Below are 20,030 nucleotides of genomic sequence, written 5' to 3'. Positions count from 1 at the left end.
CGAGGTGGCTGAGTGATGCGAATCTTGCCGGAATCCAAAAGCGTCACCGAGTACTACGGCCACAAACGGCCGGAGATGCTGAAGTTCATCCCGGCCGATGCGCAACGCGTGCTCGAACTTGGATGCGGGCAAGGAGTTTTCAGCGCCCAACTCAAGAAAAGCCGGAGCGCGGAGGTCTGGGGCATCGAGTACAACGAGGAAGCGGCCCGACGCGCCGGCGCCATCCTCGACCATGTGCTGGCCGGAGACGCGAATGAGCGGATTGCCGAGCTGCCTGACGGCTACTTCGACGCGATCGTCTGTAATGACCTATTGGAGCACCTGGTCAATCCGCTCGAGACGCTGACGCAGCTTCGGGGCAAACTCAAGCCTCAAGGCGTCGTTGTCGCCTCGATTCCCAACATCCGCTACCTGCCCGCGCTGGGCAAGGTGGTGTTCCGAAGAGACTTCCCCCAAGAGGACTTTGGCATCTTCGACCGCACCCACTTGCGCTTCTTCACACGGGGCAGCATCGTGCGGATGTTCGAGGACGCGGGCTATGCCATCCAGCGCATCAAAGGCATCAACCCTTTTGTGGGGCCCTTTGGCGCGTTGTTCATCGTGCTGAGCGGGGGGTTCTTCGCCGACGGGGTTTTCCTGCAGTACGCCTGTGTGGCATCGCCGGCGGTGTGAGGTCTACCGGCGGCATAATTGCTACGGCAATTACTCCGTCGGCGGGGCACTCGATGCGCCCGGCTCACAGCGACAGCGGGAGTATAGGCGCCGCGAAAGTGCAAGAGGAAATGTATTTTGGAGTACCTCCGCAGATACATTCGCGACACTTTTCGCCCACAAGTGGTGGGTGCACGGCGGCGCACCTGACTTCGAAGCGTTGGCTGCCTGCCGTGCCGCGTCCGTGTGTCAGTCCAGCACCGCATAGGAAATTTGCGGCGTAAAAGGAAAGCGCCTGATACGGAGATTCCTGATCCCGGCCGACTCCAGTACGGCAAGGGTTTCGCCGGGCCAGTATTTTTGGTTGAGCTCGTCGAAAGCGAGTACGGCACCTTTGGGCATTCTGGGCAGGAAAGTCCTGATCGCCGCCAGGGTCGGTTCGAACAGATCAAAGTCGAGGTAGAGAAGCGCAACCACCGTGTGCTGGTTGTCTGACAGATACGCAGGGATCGTCTGTTGTGCGTCACCCTTGACGAGTTCGACTCGATCGATATGCCCCAGTGGACGATTGAGGTCGTACAACGAGACTGCGTGCCGAATGTCGTCCTCGATGCCTTGAACCGCCAAGCCACCGACTTTGGCGAATGACAGACTCGCGTCCTCGGTAGTTGCGTCTTGATCCGCGAGGCTGGGAAAACCGGCGAAAGTGTCGAACCCCACGATTCGTCGTGTGTGATTGTAGGGCTCGTAGATCGCCGAGAGCTGCGCCCACGTCATCAAGCCGCCCCCCATGAAGACGCCACACTCAATGATATGGCCGTGAACATCCACGATTTGCTTGAAGATCTCGTTCTTGGCCAGGAACGTCGCCATTGTTTGGCGCGGAACGAACTTCGCGAAGTTCTTCAGTTTGGCGAGAATGTCACCTTCGCCGGCGCTGAAGAATTCCTGGATTCTCGTGGCGTATTGCTCATCTGCGGAGGTTTGTGTGCGCGCGTCGAGCATCGAAAAGCGGTTATCCATTACTCACCTTTTCCGGTCTGTATTTCGGGTGAAGCGGCGCACGCAAGCGCGCGGCGCAGCCCGTCACTTAGGGTGGTCGTCGGCCGCCAGCCCAATTCTTTCTCCGTTGCTGACCAATCAAGGAAAACGTTCGCAACGTCGTCATCGATGTTCGTCTCCTCGATCGCAGCATGGCACCCGAGGATCTCACCTATTTTGCCGATGATTTCGCGCGGTTCATGAAAGAAATTGCCACCCAGATGATAGATCGGAGCGTTTCGTTTCTTTTCGATAATTCTGGCAAGCCCCTCCACAGCGTCATCAATATAGAGCAGCTGCAGGCTAGGCAACCCGTTGCGATAGCGGTGGGTCACGATCGGTCGTCCTTCTTTCAGGCGGAGATGCGCGAACCTTATCAAGCGTGGCCGCAAGCTTTGCGGACCAAAAGTCGGTGAGATTCGAACGACAGTGGAATTGACTTCACCGTTGGCCCGCGCATTTTGTACGAGGACTTCTTCGAGAAATTTTGTTTCGCCGTATACCCCCCGAGGACGCATCGTTGTGTTGACGTCCGCAATCATCGAGCTCGACCTGTAGGCCGAGAACACCACGGCGCCTGACGGTAGGACAAGGTGAATTCCGAGCGATTTGCAGACGTCGAGAATCCCCCGCAGTATGGTCAGGCTCTGGCCCATAGCATCGTTGTTGGTGTAGATCCGCGGGTAGGCGAGATGAATGATCTTTCCTATTTCGTTGTCGCGGCAATAGCGGTCAAGGTGAACTACGGGACCTAGTAGGTCTACCGTCGCACGGTCGGGCGCGACGACACGATGTGAATCAGCGAGGCGGTCACGCAGGGCAGTGCCCAGAAAGCCGCTGCCGCCGGTGATAAGGATGCCGTCCTGGCGGACCGACGTGGCAGACTTGCGCAGTACCGCGCGCAGCGAGTCAACCATCTCAAGCTTGACGGCCTGCTCTCCGGTCGTCGCGATGACCTGGGCCACCGCCGCGTCAAATTCCATGCCACGCCATTCGGCGAGAATGCCGGCCGCGATCGTGTTGCTGCGAGACACGCCGAAATCGCAGACGACCACGACGGAGCCGCCACGCTCGAGCTCCGCGACGCCCTCGCGGATCGTGGCGAGCAGCTCATCAGCCGAGTTGCCGCGCTTGTCGACCATGGCTCTGGTATCAACCACGTGATACGGGCCGCCATGCGCGATGCTGTCACCCGGCGCGGTCCCCAGTCGGCCTTGGACGATCCATCGGATCATTTCACCACCTGCCCGAGCGGAACGGCGACCTCGCTCAGCGTTCGCAAATACCATCCCGGGATGATGCCGAGTGCACCCGGCGGCGCCAGGCCGAGAAGGTGTCGGACGTACCAATCGACCTCGTTGAAGCCCGCCAGTGTCCTCAAGTAAGTGCTGGCGGAGAACCGGGCGTTGATTTCGAAGGGAACGAACGCGCCGTCGGCGGCGACGCGCCCCTGGATGTTCAACGGGCCGGTGCTGCCGAGGCGCCGGGCGATCAGTTCGGCGGTCTCGCAGATGGCCGGATACTCGTCGATCAGACCTTGGCTATATCCGCTCGAGATGAGGAAATCCGGGCCACGCATAGAGACGGAAAGCTTGCTGTGAAACGCCCGCTTGAGGGCTATCGCTCCGGCGCAGCTGCCGTCGGGCAACGAAAGAACGCCGACCGTGAACTCGCCTCTGTCCTCTGGCAGATACTCCTGGAGTAACGGGGTACGGCCATTGTTGTGCAGGTAGGTGCAGTACAGGCGTGCTTCCTCATGGCTTCTGACAAAGAACACAAATACGCTGCCGCCGCTCGCCAACGCCGGCTTTACGATGCATGGCATCGGGAAGCCGCTGATGTCGGTCCCCGGACCCACCGTTTGGGTCCGGGGCGTTCTGACACCGACGCTCTCAAGAATCTCGAAGCAATGACCTTTGTGAGCAAGGCGCTCGGTGAGCCCCGGGTTGTTTTGCCCGAGCCGTATCCCGGCACGCGCGAAAAGCTCGTGGTCTCTGCCTATGAGGATGGCCGGCTCGTCGCCGCCCGCGATGATGCAATCGACCTGCTCGCGGACGCAAAGGTCGAGCAGATTTTGAGCGTAGCCTTCGCGATCGACGAGGAATGTCGAGGCGAAACGCTCGTCATAGTGCCCGAAAGCAAGCGGGGAGATGTCGCATCCGAGTACGTCATAGCCGCCGGCATGGTTGAGGGACTTGGCAATCTCAGTCCCAAGCGAGGCACCCGCGATTCCGGCGATAAGCACTCGCGGACTCTTCTCATGCAACGCAAATCTCCCGGACAACTTGCACGACTCGACACTGCTCGATCTCGGTGATGTCATGGAAACTGGGAACATTGATTGCACGGCCCGAAATATTGCCGGCCCATTTGCCTCCAGGCGATCCCGCAAACGGAGGGGTCGTGGATAGCGGATGAAAGAAAACCCGGGCGTCAATGTTTTCGGCCGCGAATGCAGCGGTAAGACGCTCGGTCGTTATTCCGGTCGACTCTTCGAATACGACAGTCGGCATCCAGAATCCATTTTGCGTCCCCGCCGGCTCAGGGTTCATCGATACCCCCATCACGCCGGCCAACCCACCCTTGTATGCCCGAAATATCTGTCGCTTTCGTGCAATCAGTTCATCGACACGCTCCATCTGCGCGCAACCAATGGCTGCCTGGACGTTCGACATTTTGTACTTGAAGCCCACCATATCCGGCCAGAACTGCTTGGTCTGACTGCGAGCGCGGCCGTGGTTGCTGAGCGTAAGAACTTCCTCGTACAGGTTGTCGTCGTTGGTGACGAACATGCCGCCCTCACCGGTGGTGACCGTCTTGGTGCCGTGAAAGGAAAAGGTCCCAAAACGACCCAGGGAGCCGGCGCGCTTTCCGTGGTAAATCGAACCAATCGCCTCGGCCGCGTCCTCGATTACCGGGATACCGTGCTTTTGACCTACTGCCAGGAGACGGTCCATCTCGCAAAGATTGCCATACAAGTGCACAGCGACAATGGCCTTGGTGCGCGGAGTGATGGCGGCTTCGGCCAGTTCCGGGTCAATGCACCAACTCTCGGGCAAGATGTCGACAAAAATGGGTCTGGCGCCGAGATGAACGATGGGCGCTGCCGTGGCGATCCAGTTGGTGTCGGCCATGATGACCTCGTCGCCCGGGCCTATTCCGAGCGCGGCCATACCCATGTGCAGCGCGCCGGTGCAACTCGAGGTGGCGATCGCGTGCTCGACCCCGAGGTGTGCCTTGAAGGCGCTTTCGAAGCGCTTGATGTAGTCGTAACAATGCTCGCCCCAGCCGTTCGCGGCGGCATCGGTGGCGTAGCGCACCTCCAGCTCGGTGATCGAGGGCTTGGTGTAAGCGATGCGGGGCTTCACAGAAAGCTCAATTCGGGTACCGCCATCACGAAACGTGTGCCGCTGTTGACAAGGTCAGCTAACTGGGTCCGCACCTCATGGGCGATGTTCCAGGGCAAAATGATCACGTCGTCTGGCGGGTTCTCGCGCAGCACCTCAGGCGAATGGATGGGAATGTGGCTTCCTGGCATAAATTTTCCCTGCTTGGACTGCGCGGCATCGCAAACGTACGGAAGCAGGTCGGGCCTGACGCCTGCGTAGTTCAACAAGGTATTACCTTTCGCCGCGGCACCGTAGGCCGCCACACGCCGACCAGCACGCTTTTGTTCGATGAGGAAGGCCACGAGGTCATCCTTCACCCGATCCGCACGAGACTGGAAGGCTGTGTAGATGTCGGGCCGGGTCAATCCGAAGGCGTCCTCCCGCCTCAGCAGCGAAGCCACGCGGTCCGTGGTGGAGTTCGCTGCCCCAGCATGGCAGCCATACACTCGCAGGCTGCCGCCATGGGTAGGCAACTCTTCCACGTCCCACACACGCAAGCCGGCCTCGGCAAAGATGCGCGCCACGGTCGTCAGCGACAGGTACGAGAAGTGCTCGTGATAGATGGTGTCGAACTGGGTCCGGTCGATCAACGGCATCAGATGGGGAAATTCCAGCGTGACGGTGCCTTCGGGCTTAAGTACGGCGGCCAGGCCACGGGTGAAGTCGTTGATGTCGGGCACGTGAGCGTACACATTGTTACCCGCCACCAGATCCGCCGACCATCCTTCACTGGCCAGTCGATGCCCCACGGCTTCCCCGAAGAATTCCCGCTTGACCGGGATGCCCAGTGCCTCGGCGGCATCGGCCGTGCTCGTCGTCGGCTCGATGCCCAGGCAGGGGATCCCCGCTGCCATGAAGTTCTTCAGTAGGTAGCCATCGTTGGAGGCCACCTCGATGACAAAGCTCTCAGGCCCGAGTTGCAGCCGTTCGGTGATCATGGCCGCATAGCTGGCCGCGTGCTCGAGCCAGGTGCTCGAGGTGCTGGAGAAGTAGGCATAGTCGGCGCTGAACAGTTCATCGGGACGGGCATAGTCCTCGGTCTGCACCAACCAACACCGGTGGCACACCAGCACACGCAGGGGGTAATGCACCTCCGGGTGACGCAGGTCCTCGGCATGCAGGTAGGCGTTGGACGGTGGCGCAAAGCCCAGGTCCACGAAACTGTGTTCCACGGGTGCCCCGCAGTGTCGGCATTTCACAGCGCGACTCCGGTGAAATCAGCATCCAGCAGCGGATGGGCCAGATCACGAGGTGACAGGTCTTGCGGCGGCAATGGCCACGTGATCGCAAGCCGCGGATCGTCGTGACGCAGGCCGCCCTCGGAAGGCGGGTGATAGAAAGCCGTGTGGAGGTATAGCAATTCGCTGTCACGCTCCAAGACCTGGAAGCCGTGGGCGAAGCCTTCGGGGATGATCAGCATCTGCGCGTCGTCTGCCGCCAGTTCCTGGGCGTGCCACCGAAGAAAGGTCGGCGAGCCGGACCGCAGGTCCACCGCGACGTCCCATACCCGGCCACGAAGGCAGCGGACCATTTTCATTTCCGCATGCGGAGGATTTTGAAAATGCATCCCCCGCACGGCCCCTGCATGGCTGGTTCTGGAGTGGTTGATCTGCGCGATCTGGCGGTGGCCCAGCAGGGACTGAAGTTCGTTGGCGCAAAAGAGCCTGACGAAAGCTCCGCGGGCATCACTGTGGGGCAGGGACGTCACAATCTTGAGATCGGAGATCGGGGTGTCGAGGATATTCATGCCGTGGCCCACGTCAGTTCTGAAGTGACTGCATCGGTCATGTAGGCGTCCAGTTGGTCGGCGCTTCGCACTTCACCAAGTTCCAGCCATTGGCGATACCAGTTGGCTGTGTGGCAGATCGCTTTTTCAAGATCCCAGACGGGACGCCACCCGAGATGCATTCTCGCCTTGGCACTGTCGAGTTGCAGCAAGCCCGCCTCGTGCGGCTGTGGATCGGTTGTCTCTTGCCACCGAAGCTGCGGCCACGTGCGAGCAAGGTCACCGAGCACCTGCTCTACCGTACGGTTTCCTTTCTCATCGGGACCGAAATTCCAAGCATCAGCGCAAGTTTCGTCGCCCGCCAGGAGTCGCTGGCCCAGTAGCAGATACCCGCTGAGGCAGTCGAGCACGTGTTGCCAAGGGCGCGTGGCGCGCGGCGACCGAATGACCAGTCGCTCGCCGGCGACGACGGAGCGCACTAAGTCGGGGATCAGCCGGTCCTCAGACCAGTCGCCACCGCCAATCACGTTGCCGCCCCTAGCGGTTGCGAGCAGCGGGGCCGGCGAGTGTTGCAGAAAGGCAGTCCGGTAGCTCGCCGCCGCCAACTCGGCCCCGGCCTTGGACGCACTGTAAGGGTCGTGGCCGCCCAGCCGATCTCTTTCTCGGTAGGCCCACGGCCATTCGCGATTCTCATAGCACTTGTCGGTCGTCACGACCACCACGGCGCGCACATCTGGCGTGGCACGGGCAGCTTCGAGTACATGCACGGTACCCATCACGTTGGTTGCCCAGGTGGCCACTGGCTCGCGGTAGGACCGGCGCACCAACGGCTGAGCAGCCAAGTGGAAAACTACCTGCGGACTTTCAGTAGCGAAGATCCCACGGACCGCAGCTTCATCGCGAATGTCGACGCGATGATCGTTGATCGATAGCTTGAGCAGGCCCCAATGGTTCGGCTCGGACGCCGGGTCCAAAGCAAGCCCGGTCACCTCAGCGCCCAGAGCATGTAGCCACAGACACAACCAGCTGCCCTTGAAGCCCGTGTGGCCGGTGACGAGGACCCGGCGCCCGCGATAAGCAGTTCCGAATGCGTTCAATGCCAGCATTTCCACGGCGCTTTGCCGCTACTCCACAGTTCTTCGAGCAGGTTCTTCTCTCGAAGCGTGTCCATCGGCTGCCAGAAGCCGGAATGCTCGAAAGCCATCATTTCGCCGTCGGCTGCCAGACGAGCCAAAGGTGGCCCCTCCCATGCGACTTGATCGCCGTCAATGTAATCAAGTACTGCCGGAGACAAGACGAAAAATCCGCCGTTGATCAGGCCGCCGTCGCCACGCGGCTTCTCGGCGAAGCCCGTGACTTGGTTGCCTACGCACTCGATGGCGCCATAGCGCCCCGGCGGAAGCACCGCCGTAACCGTGGCGTGACGACCATGCTGACGGTGGAATTCGACGCTCGCGCCGATGTTCACGTCGCTGAGTCCATCACCGTAGGTGAAGCAAAACGCCTCGTCATCTTGGATATAGGTAGCCACCCGCTTCAGCCGCCCACCCGTCATGGTTTCGTCGCCAGTATCAACCAGCGTCACCCGCCAGGGTTCCGCGTGGTGCCGGTGGACTTCCATCTTGTTGAGGGACATATCAAAAGTCACGTCCGACATGTGCAGGAAATAGTTAGCGAAATATTCCTTAATGACGTAACCCTTATAGCCACAGCAAACGACAAAATCGCGAATACCGTGATGCGAGTAGAGTTTCATGATGTGCCACAGGATGGGTCGCCCGCCGATCTCCACCATGGGTTTGGGGCGGATCGTGGTTTCCTCACTCAGGCGAGTACCGAGACCCCCGGCCAGGATTACGGCTTTCATTGTGCTCGCTTGTGTTTGGAAGGATACCAAAGCAACCAGTTCCTTGGCCGATCTGTTAATGCATGAGAGCAACTCAAGTTACCTTCTAATATGGCAGTCATATACTCCAATACATCGGCAGGAGCGTTTGGATACTTGTCCCGTAAGATGACGAATAAGAAAGAAAGACCCCCAACGGTTAGATACCTTGCGCCCTCGCACTCAGGTCGCCTTCGAGCGCATGAGTCTACTCTGGCTGCCCGGCACCGGGACCGTAATCACCGGGACGCGCGGCGTTACGCCGGCGATCTCCCAGCCGACGGCCGGACCCGCGAGGCAGAACCACAATTGGCATCACTTTCCCGCTTATCCATCGGTACAGTCACTTCACTGGAGCCGTATGTTGGGGAGGCAACGCGTGACTGGTGACCGTCAGTTGGGCCGTGTGGATTCGGTCAGCGTTGTGATCCCGGTCTATAACGGAGCCGCGACTTTGCCTGGTGTGGTGAAGGAGCTCGCGCAGCTGCGTTCGACTCAGCAAACCCGCGACGGTCGTGAGTTCCGCGTCGACGAGGTGCTCCTGGTGTGGGACCGGGGCATTCGCGGCAGTGAAGAAGTCGTTCGTGAGTTGGCTGGGCACGACGAATGGGTGCGCCCGGTGTGGTTGTCTCGCAACTTTGGGCAACATCCGGCGACACTTGCGGGCATGACCTCGTCGGGCGGGGACTGGATCGTCACGATGGACGAGGACGGGCAGCACGACCCGGGCTATATCGGTGACTTGCTAGACACGGCGTACCGGGACCGCACACAGCTGGTGTATGCCTCGCCGAGAAATCGACCGCCGCATGGGGTGTTGCGCAACGCGGCGTCTCGGATAACGAAGTGGTTGTTTGTGCATGTCTTGGTGTCGTCTGACGGGCCCAGTGCATTCAACAGTTACCGATTGGTCCTGGGCGAGGCCGGACGAAGTGTCGCAGCCTACGCCGGCGCGGGCGTGTTTTTGGATGTCGCTCTTTCTTGGGTTGTCGCCAACCCGTCGACCTGTCCGGTGATGATGCGCCAAGAAGGACGACCTGCAAGCGCCTACACCCTGCGTCGCCTGGTGTCGCATTTTTGGCGGCTCGTCATCTCTTCGGGCACCCGGCCGCTGCGTTTCGTGTCAATGATGGGCATTTTGTTCGCCCTTCTCGGTTTTGCTGTGGCGATCTACAGCATGATTCAGAAGTTGGTCGGCGATATCACCGTGCAAGGGTGGACATCGGTGTTCGTGGCTGTGCTTGTCGTCGGTGGGGCCACCTTGTTCGCCCTGGGGATCATCGCCGAATACATCGCCGCTTCAGCCACCATGGCAATGGGCAAGCCGGTGTACGTCATTGTGCGAGATCCCGCCGACATATTCGACAGTCCGGCGGACTGACGGATGCTTACCTGGATCGTCGGTCGTGGCGGACTTCTCGGTAGCGCCGTGTCGCGGGCGATCGGTCCGACGTTCCCGCATCTTTCGGTGCCGTGGACGGATCACGATGCGGCGGTCGAGGTGCTCGATTCCGACCTCAAGCGATTCATCCGAACGGCCCAAAACGACGATTGGTCGATTATCTGGGCCGCCGGCAGCGGCGTGGTCGGTTCCACGGCCGACAAACTCGCCGCGGAAACGCGCATCATGTCGCATTTCGTCACAAAGCTGCGAGACATGCGGCCGGCTGGCAACGGCGCGTTCTTCCTCTCATCCTCCGCGGGCGGCGTCTATGCCGGGTCGACTCAGCCCCCGTTCAGTGAGTCGACGAAGCCACGGCCGCTGAGCCCCTACGGCGAGACGAAGCTCGCTCAGGAGGAGATCCTGCGGATGACGCTTAAAGGCTGCGTCCCACTCGTCATCGGGCGGTTCTCAAACCTCGCCGGGCCCGGTCAGAATCTTGCGAAACAGCAGGGTCTGGTCAGTCAGCTATGTCGAGCCGCGGTCACGCGACAATCGTTGAACGTTTTCGTGCCGATGGAGACACTGCGCGACTACTTGTACGTCGATGATGCCGCTGCGATGGTGTGCGCGTTGGTCGAGAATGTGGTGCGTGACCAGCCCTCGGAGCCGGTGCTGCGCAATATCTCATCTCAACGACCCGTCTCGGTCTGTACTGTCGTGCGGACGGTTCAGCAGGTCGCACACCGCTCCGTCCGCATCGCACTCGGGACCAACCCGTCCTCGCGCTATCACGTTCGGGACCTGAGGATTTGCACAGACTTTCCGCGCGAATTCCAAAGCGTGGGAATCACGCCGTTTCCCGTGACAGTCAAGCGCGTTTATGAGTCGGTACTAAGGCAACAAGCAATGTGCTAGTTGCCAAGCCGACCGCCGACTGCCACATTCGATCCCCCAGTACTACGGGGAAACGTCGCCTCAGGCAGTGTATGGGCAAGGGAAGGGCAGGAATTCGTTTCCACAGCGGTCTGCCATTTCGGTTCCACCCAAAGGGGTTAACGCGTCTTGTCGACGTCGTGCTGGCTGTCTGCAGCGGGGGGCGCGGGGCGCATTCGCCGCCCAAGCCAGCGATACACCACGTGGCGCCCGAGGGCGTTCATACGGGCTCGCGCGCTACCGACGGCCAGGTACCGGTGCTCGAGCAACCCGGGGTGCTCAGCTGCCAAAGCGCGAAAGAACCCGATCACTTCGCCGGCCTGGGACTGTATCTGCGTTCCAACACTCGCCTGGGCACCGCTTATTCGAAATGCCCAGAGGGGCCGGGGTACCGCGACAAGACTGCCATTGCTATGAAGTAGCACCGCGCAGTAGGTCGCCAGATCCATGAGAAAAGGGAAGCGAACGTCCCAACCACCGGCGTCAACAAAGGCCCTGCGCCTGAACAAGGCCGACGGCGGTTCGCCGAAAATGTTGGTGCCAGCGAGCACGCTGCGCCGGATAGCGTCAGGACCGGCGATTTCACCGCGGAGTCCGGCCAATCCGCGGTTGCGAAGCACGATCCTGCCCGTGGCATCGATAACATCTCTGGAACTGACGGCCACCACCGCTGAAGGGTGAGCCGTCAGCTCTTTCACCTGCACCTCGAGGTTGTCCGGATACAGCACGTCATCGGCACAGACTGCCTTGATGAATTCGCCAGTGGCTAGGTCGGTGACGGTCTTGAAGTTCACAGTTGGTCCAACGTTAGAAGCGTGTCGGATCAAGCGGACCCGGGGGTCGACGGTGTAACGCTGCAGTGCCTCCCAGGTGCCGTCGTTGGACATGTTGTCCGAAACCAGCAGTTCGAAGTCGCGGAATGTCTGCGCCAAAAGCGACTGCATCGTTGCATCAATCGTCGCGATTCCGTTGTACACCGGCACGACCACCGATACCAATGGCGTCACGACACCGTCTCCCGCTGCTCGACGAGTCGGCAGTCGGTGGAATCACGCCGAAACGAAGAGCCCCGATGAATGCACCAGTTGTGCAGGACGGTCGCGGCGACGATGACCAATCGCGACAGCGAGTTGAAAACCGGCGGAAAATCCACCACCGCCGGCAGCGCCGGGGCCAGGACCGCGGTCATGGGCAGCAATTTAGTTCCTAACTTACTCGGGCGCTAGGCTTCTCACATATTGCGCGGCACGTCCGCGATCGTGGACCAACATAGTACGAATATGTGTCTACACCACCGTAAACACCGCTTGCTAATAACGGAGAGCGAGTCATGATCACTTTGAACCCGGTTAGCGTGGCGGCGGCGGTGAAAGCCCGAGTGGGGCGACCTGTGCTGCTCAACCTGCGCCCGCCACGCGACCGACGCGCTGACCAGGCGGGCCGTTGCGTGGTCTGCGGCGCCGATACCAGGTTCACCTTCAATTCCTGGACCATCCCGGACGATGTGCACGCCTTTTGGGCAGATCCCACCGTGTCGCGGGCCAATATCTTGCGCGAGAGCATGTTCTGCCGGTTCTGCTGCAGCAACCTGCGAGTGAGGAGGATCGCCGAGGTCCTCATCGCTCTCTACGGTCCACCCGGGTGTGGGTCGTTCGCTGAACTGATCGAGGATCCGGCGTTTCGCGCCCTGGAGGTCGCTGAAGTAAACACGATCGGCTCGCTCGGATCGCTGCATGCCCTGTTGCGTCGGCTGCCGCGGCTGTCCTTCTCCGCCTACCGGGGGCCGCTCCGTCTGGGCGAGATCATTGACGGCGTCCGCAACGAAGACATGTGTCGCTTTACCTACCCCGATGCATCCTTCGACCTCGTCCTGTCGTCTGACACTCTGGAACATGTCCCCGACTTCCGAACCGCACTGGCCGAGACTCGGCGGGTGCTGCGTCCTGGAGGCCGTCATGTCTTCACAGTTCCGGTCGTTTGGACGCGTGCGACTACGGAAACGCGCGCCCGCGTACGCGATGACGGCGAGATCACGCACCTGATGCCGCCCCTCTACCACGGCAGGGGTAGCGGGGCGTACCGGTTCATTCCGGTGGGGGAGGATTTGTTGGCTTTCACCGAGTTCGGCCGAGACATCGTCGATTACCTGCGCGAGGCGGGCTTCGAGGCCGAGGTCTACGACGTCACCGACGACGGCACAGGCGCCCAGACTGTCTTCGCTGGGCACGTCCCCGGGTGACCGGGTTGCCTGAAGTCGAGATGATGGGGTACTTCGCATGTTTTGCTGTGAGGAGCGCTCCGACAACGGGGTGAGGGTGGAATGGCACGGCTGGGATAACGGGCTGACTTGGGCGATGCCGTGGCATGAATGACCGACCGGGAGGGGCGTACGCATGTCGACGCCGACGCTTACGGGTGAGCCGCAAGCACTGCCCCGGCGGAAGGCGTCGAATGACTGAATTCGACCTGCCGCCCGAATCGGCGCCGCCGGGGCCGTTGATCCGGCTTATCCGCGACCAGCGGGTCGCATTCCTGGTGGTCGGTGGAGTCAACACCGTCGTCGGCTTCGCTATCTTCGTCGCCTGCTCGCAGACCGTCGGCCACCTCGTCGACCGCCGGTTCGGCACAGTCGCCGGGTCACTGGTGACGGTCGGCGTCTCGCACGTACTGAGCGTGCTGTTCGCGTTCGTGATGCATCGTCGGTTAGTGTTCCGCGTTCGCGGCCACGTGCTGCGTGACCTCGTGCGGTTCGAGAGCGTCTACCTCACCACGTTTGGCCTCAATGCCGTCGCCCTGACTGTGTTGGTCGAGCTCGGCCTGCACCGCATCCCGGCGCAAGCGATCATCTTTGTGCCCATCCTGGTGCTCAACTACGTTGGCCACCGGTACTTTTCCTTCCGGCGCGGCGTCGCCGACGCTCACATCGTCGACGCTCAGGACGAGACTTCGCGCACGTAGCGCGTGCTGCCATTACGGCCGGCGCCAACCTCGTTGCAGGAGAGGCAGGTTCACTTTCCATCCGCCGGCGACACCGCGGCCGGTATGGGTTCGCCCACCGCCGTAGTGGTGGTAGGGATATTCGCCTCGTCGCTGGCCGCCGGTCTTCGCACATACGAGACGATGATCGCCGCGCATGCGATCAGCCACAACAGCGGCGCCAACTCCGCCGTGGTGTGCACAATCGGTGTGTAGCCGACGATCCCAACCGCGCCCAGCTGACCCGCGAGCGGCGACATCATCGGCGGGCCAGGCAACGGGATGCGGACGATGGAGAGGGCCGCGGCGAGGCTCACACAGATGCCGATCGCGCGGCGGCGGTCACCCAGAGCCGCGAACCCATCGAAAATCCCGGACTCCGGCGGCCCTTGGGGATCGCGGACCACCAACGCCGCGATCGGTAAGGCGAACACCAGGTAGTAGTTGAATACCAGACCCGGAAACAGACAGGCCGTGGTGAGCAGCGCGATGCCCCCCATGACCGGGGGGATGCGTCGCCCGAGAGCCAGCACGGAGACTACGACCAACAAGAGCAGGACATAACCGATCAGCGATCGGGTGACATCAAGAAAGTCGTTCGACACATAGCCCCACCGGGGGTCTTTGAGCTTATCCGGAATGAAGAAAATTCCTCTTGCGAAAGACACATTATACGGGCCTACGAGCGTGTCGACCGAACTGCTGTAATTAAGGAGACTGCGGGCCGACTGCGCGATGGTTTCCGGAAAGTCGCGGGGCCACAACAGATATGGGACAAAGTTGGAAATCACAACCCCGACGGCAGCGATGCCGCCCATCCGCCATTGTCGAGCCGCTAACAACGCCACACCGAGTAGCACGAACTGTGGTTTCAACAGCGCGGCGAGAACCACCATGATCGCCACCAGTCCCCACCGTTGACGGCGCAGCGCCACCAGAAAAACCAGCCCGATCGGCGCTATGAACCCCACTGAGTTGCCTCGATCGATCACGCCCCACACGGGAATGGCCATGGCGCCCAACGCCACAAAGACCACCACCCGCTCCAGTCCGCGAGCGCCGCGCGCCGCCCAGACCGCGGGGGTAAAGACAGCGCCCGTCAACAGCAGCTGGTAGCCCCAGAACCCCAGCCGGGGGGCGTGCAGCCATTTACCGAGGACCCCGAACAACATTTGCGACAGCATCCCCGCCGGCGGGTAACCCGCCCCGCCTCCCGCCTCGTAATTGTTCCAAGGTAAGCGCAACGGGTAGGGATCCCAGGGATTGGGCCGCATCCCGAAGCCCACGGTCATTCCGTAGTCGCTGAAGCAGTGCGTGCCCATTTGCATACCCCAGTCAAGCCAGCAGTCCTTGGCGGCCATAAAGAGAGAGGTAAGCACGTCGATCGAGTAGTACTGGGCCAGAACGAAGCCCACTACCGCCGATAACGCCGACCCCAACAAGACAGTGCCGAGCAGGAGCGTCCGTTCGGATTGGCGACCGACCGCCAACGCGTGTTCTCGAGTCGCGGTAATCGCGCCCCGCAGCACCTCGACAAATCGACTCACGCGCACTCCCCTCGGTTCCGGGCGAAACTGCAGCAAAGCGAGCTGCCGAGCCTACCCCCGGAGACAAATATAGTGAATGCGTTGTCCCGCTACCGAGAAAGAGGAGTATCGGCTGACAGCGTTCCCCCAAATCGCAGTCGTTCCGTCGCCGGCGAGCAACCACTCTGAACGGCGCGGCTGGGCCGCGGGCTACGGTCCAACGCCCATCTCATAAAAGCGCAGTCGTGCAGTGACTAAGGGCTCATTGAGGTTTACGGTGCGGCCGACACCAATGGTGTGGGCGTGGATCTGCAGATTCGTGTCAGCGACCGAAGCCGGGGTGTTGACCAGAAACGGCTCAGGGGCGTTCTTCCCGATCAGGCGGTAGGTGACCCCATCGACCACGAGCGTGAAGGTGCTCAGTGGCGCAATCTTTCCGTGGAAGTACCGGTCGCCGAAGGTCTCATCCAGATCGATTGCAACGAGCACCGCCCTATCCGGTGCGCTGGGGGCGGGAATAGGAACCGCATGGTCTTCCCGCACGGGTGCGTCCGACAATTTGGTGAGCGGTCCGCAGTGGGGGCCGGTGTGTTTGAACAGCGCCCAGCGGTTTTCGATGCCGCTCAGCGTGTAGTTGCACAGCAGCGCACGCGAATACAGCGGGGATTCTTGCACGCCAAGCCGGCCGTCGATACCGACGGCGGGCAGCGCCGGCGATAGCCGCGACAGCACGAATTGCGGCCCGTTAGCGAGTGATTCGCCGTTCAGAGCATCGAGCATGGGGGTGAGAGCCTGATATGTCTGGAAGACCGGTGTCGGGTGCCACGCGAGATCGTAGGCCCACACCGCCGAAATCTCGTGGGGGTCGACATGGACCGTGCTCGACCCAATGGTCTGGATGAAATGGTCCGGGATGCCATACAGCGCACGCTGGCGTGCCTTGGCTTGTTCGATTTTGCGCTGCACATGACCCGGCGAAGCGAACGCGACCATGCGGTCCACCGCTTGCACCGGTGCCCGCATCGCCAGCACCCCGCGGTCGGACAGTGCGGGAATCCCCCCGAGGTCGACCACGACAACCAGAGCGACTGCCACCGCAGCCAGCACCAATGCACGACGGCGAGCCCGCGGCCATGGGGTGATGGCCAGCGCAACAACCATCACCCCGACCAGAATGGCGAAGTGCCACGGTTCGAAGCGTCCGAACGCGGCCTTTCCCGCGATCAGGGTCGCGAGTCCGACAAGTAACAGGTAGCGGCGCGGTATGTTGTCTCTTCCGCGAACGAACACCACGCAGAGCCAACCCATCCAGGCGACGCTCAATACGACTGACGGTAAGGCCCACTGTGGGAGGGGCGCGGTCGCCATTCCGTCGGTGTAACCCGACGCAATCGCGGCGCTGCCCCGAAGCCATGCCGGAAGATTGCCCGGCCGTTGGCCGGCAAGCACCCACGAAACAACGGTAGAAACCGCGAATCCGGCTACCGTTGCGCAATGCCGGCCGACAGCTTTCCACCCGAGCAGCACCGACGTGGCCAACGCAATGACCATGATCGCAAGGCCGGTGTTGAATTTCATTAACAGCTGAAACCCTGCGGCGGCGCCGAGCACGACGCAGGTCGTGAACACCCTCGACCGCTTGGGCTCGCGCTGCAACAGGGGCACGCTCGCCCAGACGAACGCCGCGAGAACCCCCAACTCGGGGTACATCATTTCCAGGGAGGAAGAACCTCGCAGGGCCAAACCATGACCGAGGTGCAGGACGGTGAGGATGCCGGTCATCACGAACGCGCCGACAAGCGACGGCAGCGGCGGGTGGCGCAGGCGCAGGGCTGACGCGATGCCGAGGAAGAGTGCGGCGATGACGATCAGCTGGGAGATCGTAGCGAGCAGCGACTGCTCGAACGAGTAGTAGGCGCTGGTCCGCAGGAAGCCAAGCGGCCCGTACGTAAATACCAACTCGCGACCCCACGCAATATGGTCAATTCGCGCCAGAGCGAGCCCAGCCTGCCAAGACGGATCGAGCCCAACACTGGGATCGACCGATGGCTGCGGCCAGAAGACGACAGCAGCGATGGCAGCCACCAGAACTCGTTGCCACAAGGCAGAGCCCCATGTTGTCGTCGAGAACCACGTTCGCACTCGCCGCGACGCCGCCAAGGCACCGACGAGACCGCGGCCATGCCCGCGAACTACCAACGAGTCCAAAGTAATTCGCAGTTTTTTTCGGTCGTCGCGACGATCTCCAAGGAGTTCGTCGCTGCGCTGCGGGCAACTCGTCTCCGAGTTGTCCGGCGAGCTACCAGCACACTGCTCACCCGCATTTGTGGGGCCCGCCTCGCGGGCCGCATCAACGGCCATCGGCAAATACCCAACTAATCGGGGCACAGCGCGACACGCTGACCCAGGAATGGATCGTCACCCGAGTCCCGTGACGCTCGGGACATGCACCATCTGCCAGGTACCGCAGTTTTGCGTCAAGAACGCGGTGTCACTCTCCTGGATCTGGATTCGTTGCGGACCGCTGCCCTTCCAGCTATCGATAATGTCGCCCGTATCAAGGCTTCGCAGCCGCGCCCAACTACATATCGCCCCACCGGTTGTGTGATACATCCCGGGCATGATGTCCACCCCGACCAGATACGTGCCGTCCTTGTCGATCACACCGGTATATGTGCCGAAGGGGTCAATAACTGTCTTGGAACCCGTAGGTGGCGGCGGCTTGAGACCATCCACCGGTTGCGGGGGGGCGGCCTGCACGGTGACAGTTTGCGTGACGGTCACCGTCGAGGCGGTGGGGTGAGCGCCTCCTGCGCACCCTGAAAGCAGTAGTGCACCGGCAACCACCGCGACGGGCTTCATGCAGATGAAGTGTAGACGGAGCCAACTAGAAATATGGCCACTTTCTGCTAAAACAGTTGACCATTTAGCCGGCAGGAAACGAGCAATTACCCGCATGACGTGGCGGTGGTTGGCACCGCTGGGAGCCCCCTTGGGTTAGCCTCAATTCCCTTTAGCCACGGGGCTTTTCGTGTTGAGCTCGGTCAGAGTCGCCCAGTCGATGTCGGCGCACGAGCTGTGCGGCTGCGATCGCTGCCAGCCCACTGCCCGTCCAACGCAACACCGGTCGCCGCATGGCCAGCCCGTACCAGTGCAGATAGGAAGGCAGCCAACCTACCAAGTCGAACTTGCTGGTGCCGGCTGTTCGGTCCTCCCAGCTGCTGGGCACCTCGTCGACCCGATAGCCGAGCAGATGCGCCTTCGTCGTAAGTTCCAGACCCACCTCGAACCCCCGCAGACTCTCCACGGGAACGTCGTCGAGGAAGCGGCGGCTGTACGCGCGGAAGTTGGTCGTCGCATCATGCGTCGGCACACCACCGACGTAATGCAAGCTCAGCCCGGCCGTGCGAGACATCAGGGTCTTCAACCGCGGTCCGCCGGTTTGCGAGCCGCCGGGCATGTATCGCGATCCGCTGACAATGTCGGCGCCCTCGTCCCGAATCTTTGCTGCCATCAATGGAATTGCCGCTGGCGGGTCCGACAAGTCGGCCATGCTGGTCACCACGACATCCCCCCGCGCGGCCGCAAAGCCCGCGATCAGCGCGTTGGCCACGCCCTTGCCGATGGAGTTGCGAACCAGCCGGACGGTGGCCGGCTTGTCGGGCATGGCTGCCAGCGCCGGCAACGTGGTGTCCTCGTCGAAGTCATAGCAGACCAACAATTCATGAGGCAGGTCCGCGAGCGCCGCAGCGAGTCTGCGGACGCAGACCTGAATGTTCTCGCCCTCGTTGTAGACCGGGATGACCACACTGACCAGCCGCTCGCTTGTGGCCGCTACCCGTGCCTTGCGAGCGCGGATCACGAACTGCTTACCGAAGATCGGCCAGGCCATTCTGGAGCGCAGGTACAGCTGCACCAGTACCGGCGCCTGCGGCCACGGCGACCTCGACGTGTACGGCAGGAACCGGTCATAGGTGTCGACGATCTTGAGCTGGTTGGATTCCAGCAGCTCGATCAGCGAGCGGTCGCTGATCGGCACGGTGTGGTCCCAGAAGTCCCAGTAGTCGCCGCCGACGAAGCGAATATTGGGTCCCATGGCGATGAAGTGCCCACCCGGTTTCAGCACCCGGCGAGCCTCGGCGATCGTGCGTTCGACTTCGGCCTTGCTCGGCAGATGCTCGAGCAGGTTGCTGGTGAAGACCACATCCACCGAGTCATCGTCGAGGAAGCTCAGATCATCCGCACTGCCGTGGTGGAACTCGACGCCGGCCTCGAGCATGCCGGCACTGTCGGGGTTCAGGTCGACGCCGATCCGGCGAGCGGCACTTATCTGGTTGAGGAATTCGCCGTAACCACAACCCAAGTCCAGGACCGTGTCGCTGCGCCTGATCCATGCCTGGAAGAAGTCGCGGACCAGCACGCCCCAGATGGCCGATCGCGCTTCCCGGGCATGTCCGAAACGGTTGCGGTAGAGCTGTTGAAGATCGGGCTCACCCGCGATACGCATGGCGTCCTTGCG

The 20,030-nt window shown here is 61.6% G+C and carries 19 protein-coding genes; 5 read left to right on the top strand and 14 right to left on the bottom strand.

The features are described 5' to 3' along the window. Window positions 1-15 precede the first annotated feature (15 nt). Window positions 16-672, top strand: a complete 657-nt coding sequence (locus B4U45_RS26820) for a class I SAM-dependent methyltransferase (protein ID WP_075546125.1) — start codon at window positions 16-18, stop codon at window positions 670-672. Between the two features lie 228 nt (window positions 673-900). On the opposite strand, the gene B4U45_RS26815 is transcribed toward B4U45_RS26820, so the two are convergent. Genes B4U45_RS26815 through rfbF form a run of 8 tightly spaced genes read right to left on the bottom strand, consistent with a single transcriptional unit; the run spans window position 901 to window position 8,674 of the window. Then, window positions 901-1,674, bottom strand: coding sequence for a TylF/MycF/NovP-related O-methyltransferase (locus B4U45_RS26815; protein ID WP_075546124.1), 774 nt, complete (start codon window positions 1,672-1,674; stop codon window positions 901-903). After that, on the bottom strand, window positions 1,674-2,927 hold the full coding sequence (locus B4U45_RS26810) for an NAD-dependent epimerase/dehydratase family protein (protein WP_075546123.1): 1,254 nt from the start codon (window positions 2,925-2,927) through the stop codon (window positions 1,674-1,676). The genes B4U45_RS26815 and B4U45_RS26810 overlap by 1 nt, the downstream gene beginning before the upstream one ends. After that, window positions 2,924-3,937 carry an ATP-grasp domain-containing protein gene (locus B4U45_RS26805; RefSeq protein WP_198929513.1) on the bottom strand — a complete coding sequence of 338 codons (1,014 nt, stop codon included), beginning with the start codon at window positions 3,935-3,937 and terminating at the stop codon, window positions 2,924-2,926. Before B4U45_RS26805 ends, B4U45_RS26810 begins: the two co-directional genes overlap by 4 nt. 13 nt (window positions 3,938-3,950) lie before the next feature. Further along, window positions 3,951-5,060: a DegT/DnrJ/EryC1/StrS family aminotransferase gene (locus B4U45_RS26800; protein WP_075546121.1), complete on the bottom strand. Its 1,110-nt coding sequence runs from the start codon at window positions 5,058-5,060 to the stop codon at window positions 3,951-3,953. Continuing rightward, entirely contained in the window at window positions 5,057-6,280 is a 1,224-nt protein-coding gene (locus tag B4U45_RS26795; protein WP_075546120.1) for a class I SAM-dependent methyltransferase, read from the bottom strand. Before B4U45_RS26795 ends, B4U45_RS26800 begins: the two co-directional genes overlap by 4 nt. After that, complete coding sequence (locus B4U45_RS26790; protein ID WP_075546230.1) at window positions 6,277-6,828, bottom strand: dTDP-4-dehydrorhamnose 3,5-epimerase family protein; 552 nt, start codon at window positions 6,826-6,828, stop codon at window positions 6,277-6,279. The genes B4U45_RS26795 and B4U45_RS26790 overlap by 4 nt, the downstream gene beginning before the upstream one ends. Beyond that, window positions 6,825-7,913, bottom strand: a complete 1,089-nt coding sequence (rfbG, locus tag B4U45_RS26785; RefSeq protein WP_240316760.1) for a CDP-glucose 4,6-dehydratase — start codon at window positions 7,911-7,913, stop codon at window positions 6,825-6,827. Before rfbG ends, B4U45_RS26790 begins: the two co-directional genes overlap by 4 nt. Continuing rightward, complete coding sequence (gene rfbF, locus B4U45_RS26780; RefSeq protein ID WP_075546118.1) at window positions 7,901-8,674, bottom strand: glucose-1-phosphate cytidylyltransferase; 774 nt, start codon at window positions 8,672-8,674, stop codon at window positions 7,901-7,903. The genes rfbG and rfbF overlap by 13 nt, the downstream gene beginning before the upstream one ends. A 397-nt stretch (window positions 8,675-9,071) precedes the next feature. Here rfbF and B4U45_RS26775 point away from each other — a divergent pair, with 397 nt between their 5' ends. Both B4U45_RS26775 and B4U45_RS26770 read left to right on the top strand, forming a co-directional pair. Further along, window positions 9,072-10,073 carry a glycosyltransferase gene (locus tag B4U45_RS26775; RefSeq protein ID WP_240316633.1) on the top strand — a complete coding sequence of 334 codons (1,002 nt, stop codon included), beginning with the start codon at window positions 9,072-9,074 and terminating at the stop codon, window positions 10,071-10,073. Window positions 10,074-10,076: 3 nt separating this feature from the next. Further along, window positions 10,077-10,991 carry an NAD-dependent epimerase/dehydratase family protein gene (locus B4U45_RS26770; RefSeq protein WP_075546116.1) on the top strand — a complete coding sequence of 305 codons (915 nt, stop codon included), beginning with the start codon at window positions 10,077-10,079 and terminating at the stop codon, window positions 10,989-10,991. Window positions 10,992-11,128: 137 nt separating this feature from the next. Here B4U45_RS26770 and B4U45_RS26765 read toward each other — a convergent pair whose 3' ends face one another. Both B4U45_RS26765 and B4U45_RS26760 read right to left on the bottom strand, forming a co-directional pair. Further along, the gene (locus B4U45_RS26765; RefSeq protein WP_244899424.1) at window positions 11,129-11,998 is read right to left on the bottom strand and encodes a glycosyltransferase family 2 protein; all 870 of its coding nucleotides are present in this window, start codon (window positions 11,996-11,998) and stop codon (window positions 11,129-11,131) included. A 14-nt stretch (window positions 11,999-12,012) separates the two neighbouring features. Continuing rightward, the gene (locus B4U45_RS26760) at window positions 12,013-12,198 is read right to left on the bottom strand and encodes a hypothetical protein (RefSeq protein WP_075546114.1); all 186 of its coding nucleotides are present in this window, start codon (window positions 12,196-12,198) and stop codon (window positions 12,013-12,015) included. Window positions 12,199-12,339: 141 nt separating this feature from the next. On the opposite strand from B4U45_RS26760, the gene B4U45_RS29645 reads away from it, so the two are divergent. Together B4U45_RS29645 and B4U45_RS26750 are read left to right on the top strand one after the other, a co-directional pair. Beyond that, a complete protein-coding gene (locus B4U45_RS29645) occupies window positions 12,340-13,248 on the top strand; it encodes a class I SAM-dependent methyltransferase (protein ID WP_082275305.1) in 909 nt (302 codons plus the stop codon). A gap of 212 nt (window positions 13,249-13,460) precedes the next feature. After that, window positions 13,461-13,967 carry a GtrA family protein gene (locus tag B4U45_RS26750; RefSeq protein ID WP_075546112.1) on the top strand — a complete coding sequence of 169 codons (507 nt, stop codon included), beginning with the start codon at window positions 13,461-13,463 and terminating at the stop codon, window positions 13,965-13,967. 50 nt (window positions 13,968-14,017) lie between these two features. Here the strand turns inward: B4U45_RS26750 and B4U45_RS26745 are convergent, their stop codons facing one another. The 4 genes from B4U45_RS26745 to B4U45_RS26730 form a co-directional block, all read right to left on the bottom strand. Further along, window positions 14,018-15,532 (bottom strand): glycosyltransferase family 87 protein, encoded by a 1,515-nt coding sequence (locus B4U45_RS26745; RefSeq protein WP_075546111.1) that lies wholly within the window; start codon window positions 15,530-15,532, stop codon window positions 14,018-14,020. A gap of 189 nt (window positions 15,533-15,721) precedes the next feature. Next, window positions 15,722-17,596 carry a hypothetical protein gene (locus B4U45_RS26740; protein WP_240316632.1) on the bottom strand — a complete coding sequence of 625 codons (1,875 nt, stop codon included), beginning with the start codon at window positions 17,594-17,596 and terminating at the stop codon, window positions 15,722-15,724. Window positions 17,597-17,929: 333 nt separating this feature from the next. Further along, complete coding sequence (locus tag B4U45_RS26735) at window positions 17,930-18,373, bottom strand: Rv1352/Rv1906c domain-containing protein (protein WP_219859555.1); 444 nt, start codon at window positions 18,371-18,373, stop codon at window positions 17,930-17,932. Window positions 18,374-18,524: 151 nt separating this feature from the next. Then, on the bottom strand, window positions 18,525-20,018 hold the full coding sequence (locus B4U45_RS26730) for a glycosyltransferase (protein WP_075546228.1): 1,494 nt from the start codon (window positions 20,016-20,018) through the stop codon (window positions 18,525-18,527). Window positions 20,019-20,030 lie beyond the last annotated feature (12 nt).

Source organism: Mycobacterium persicum (genome assembly GCF_002086915.1).
In the GTDB taxonomy this organism is placed as follows: Bacteria; Actinomycetota; Actinomycetes; order Mycobacteriales; family Mycobacteriaceae; genus Mycobacterium; species Mycobacterium persicum.
This window is presented reverse-complemented; position numbering and strand designations above follow the sequence as displayed.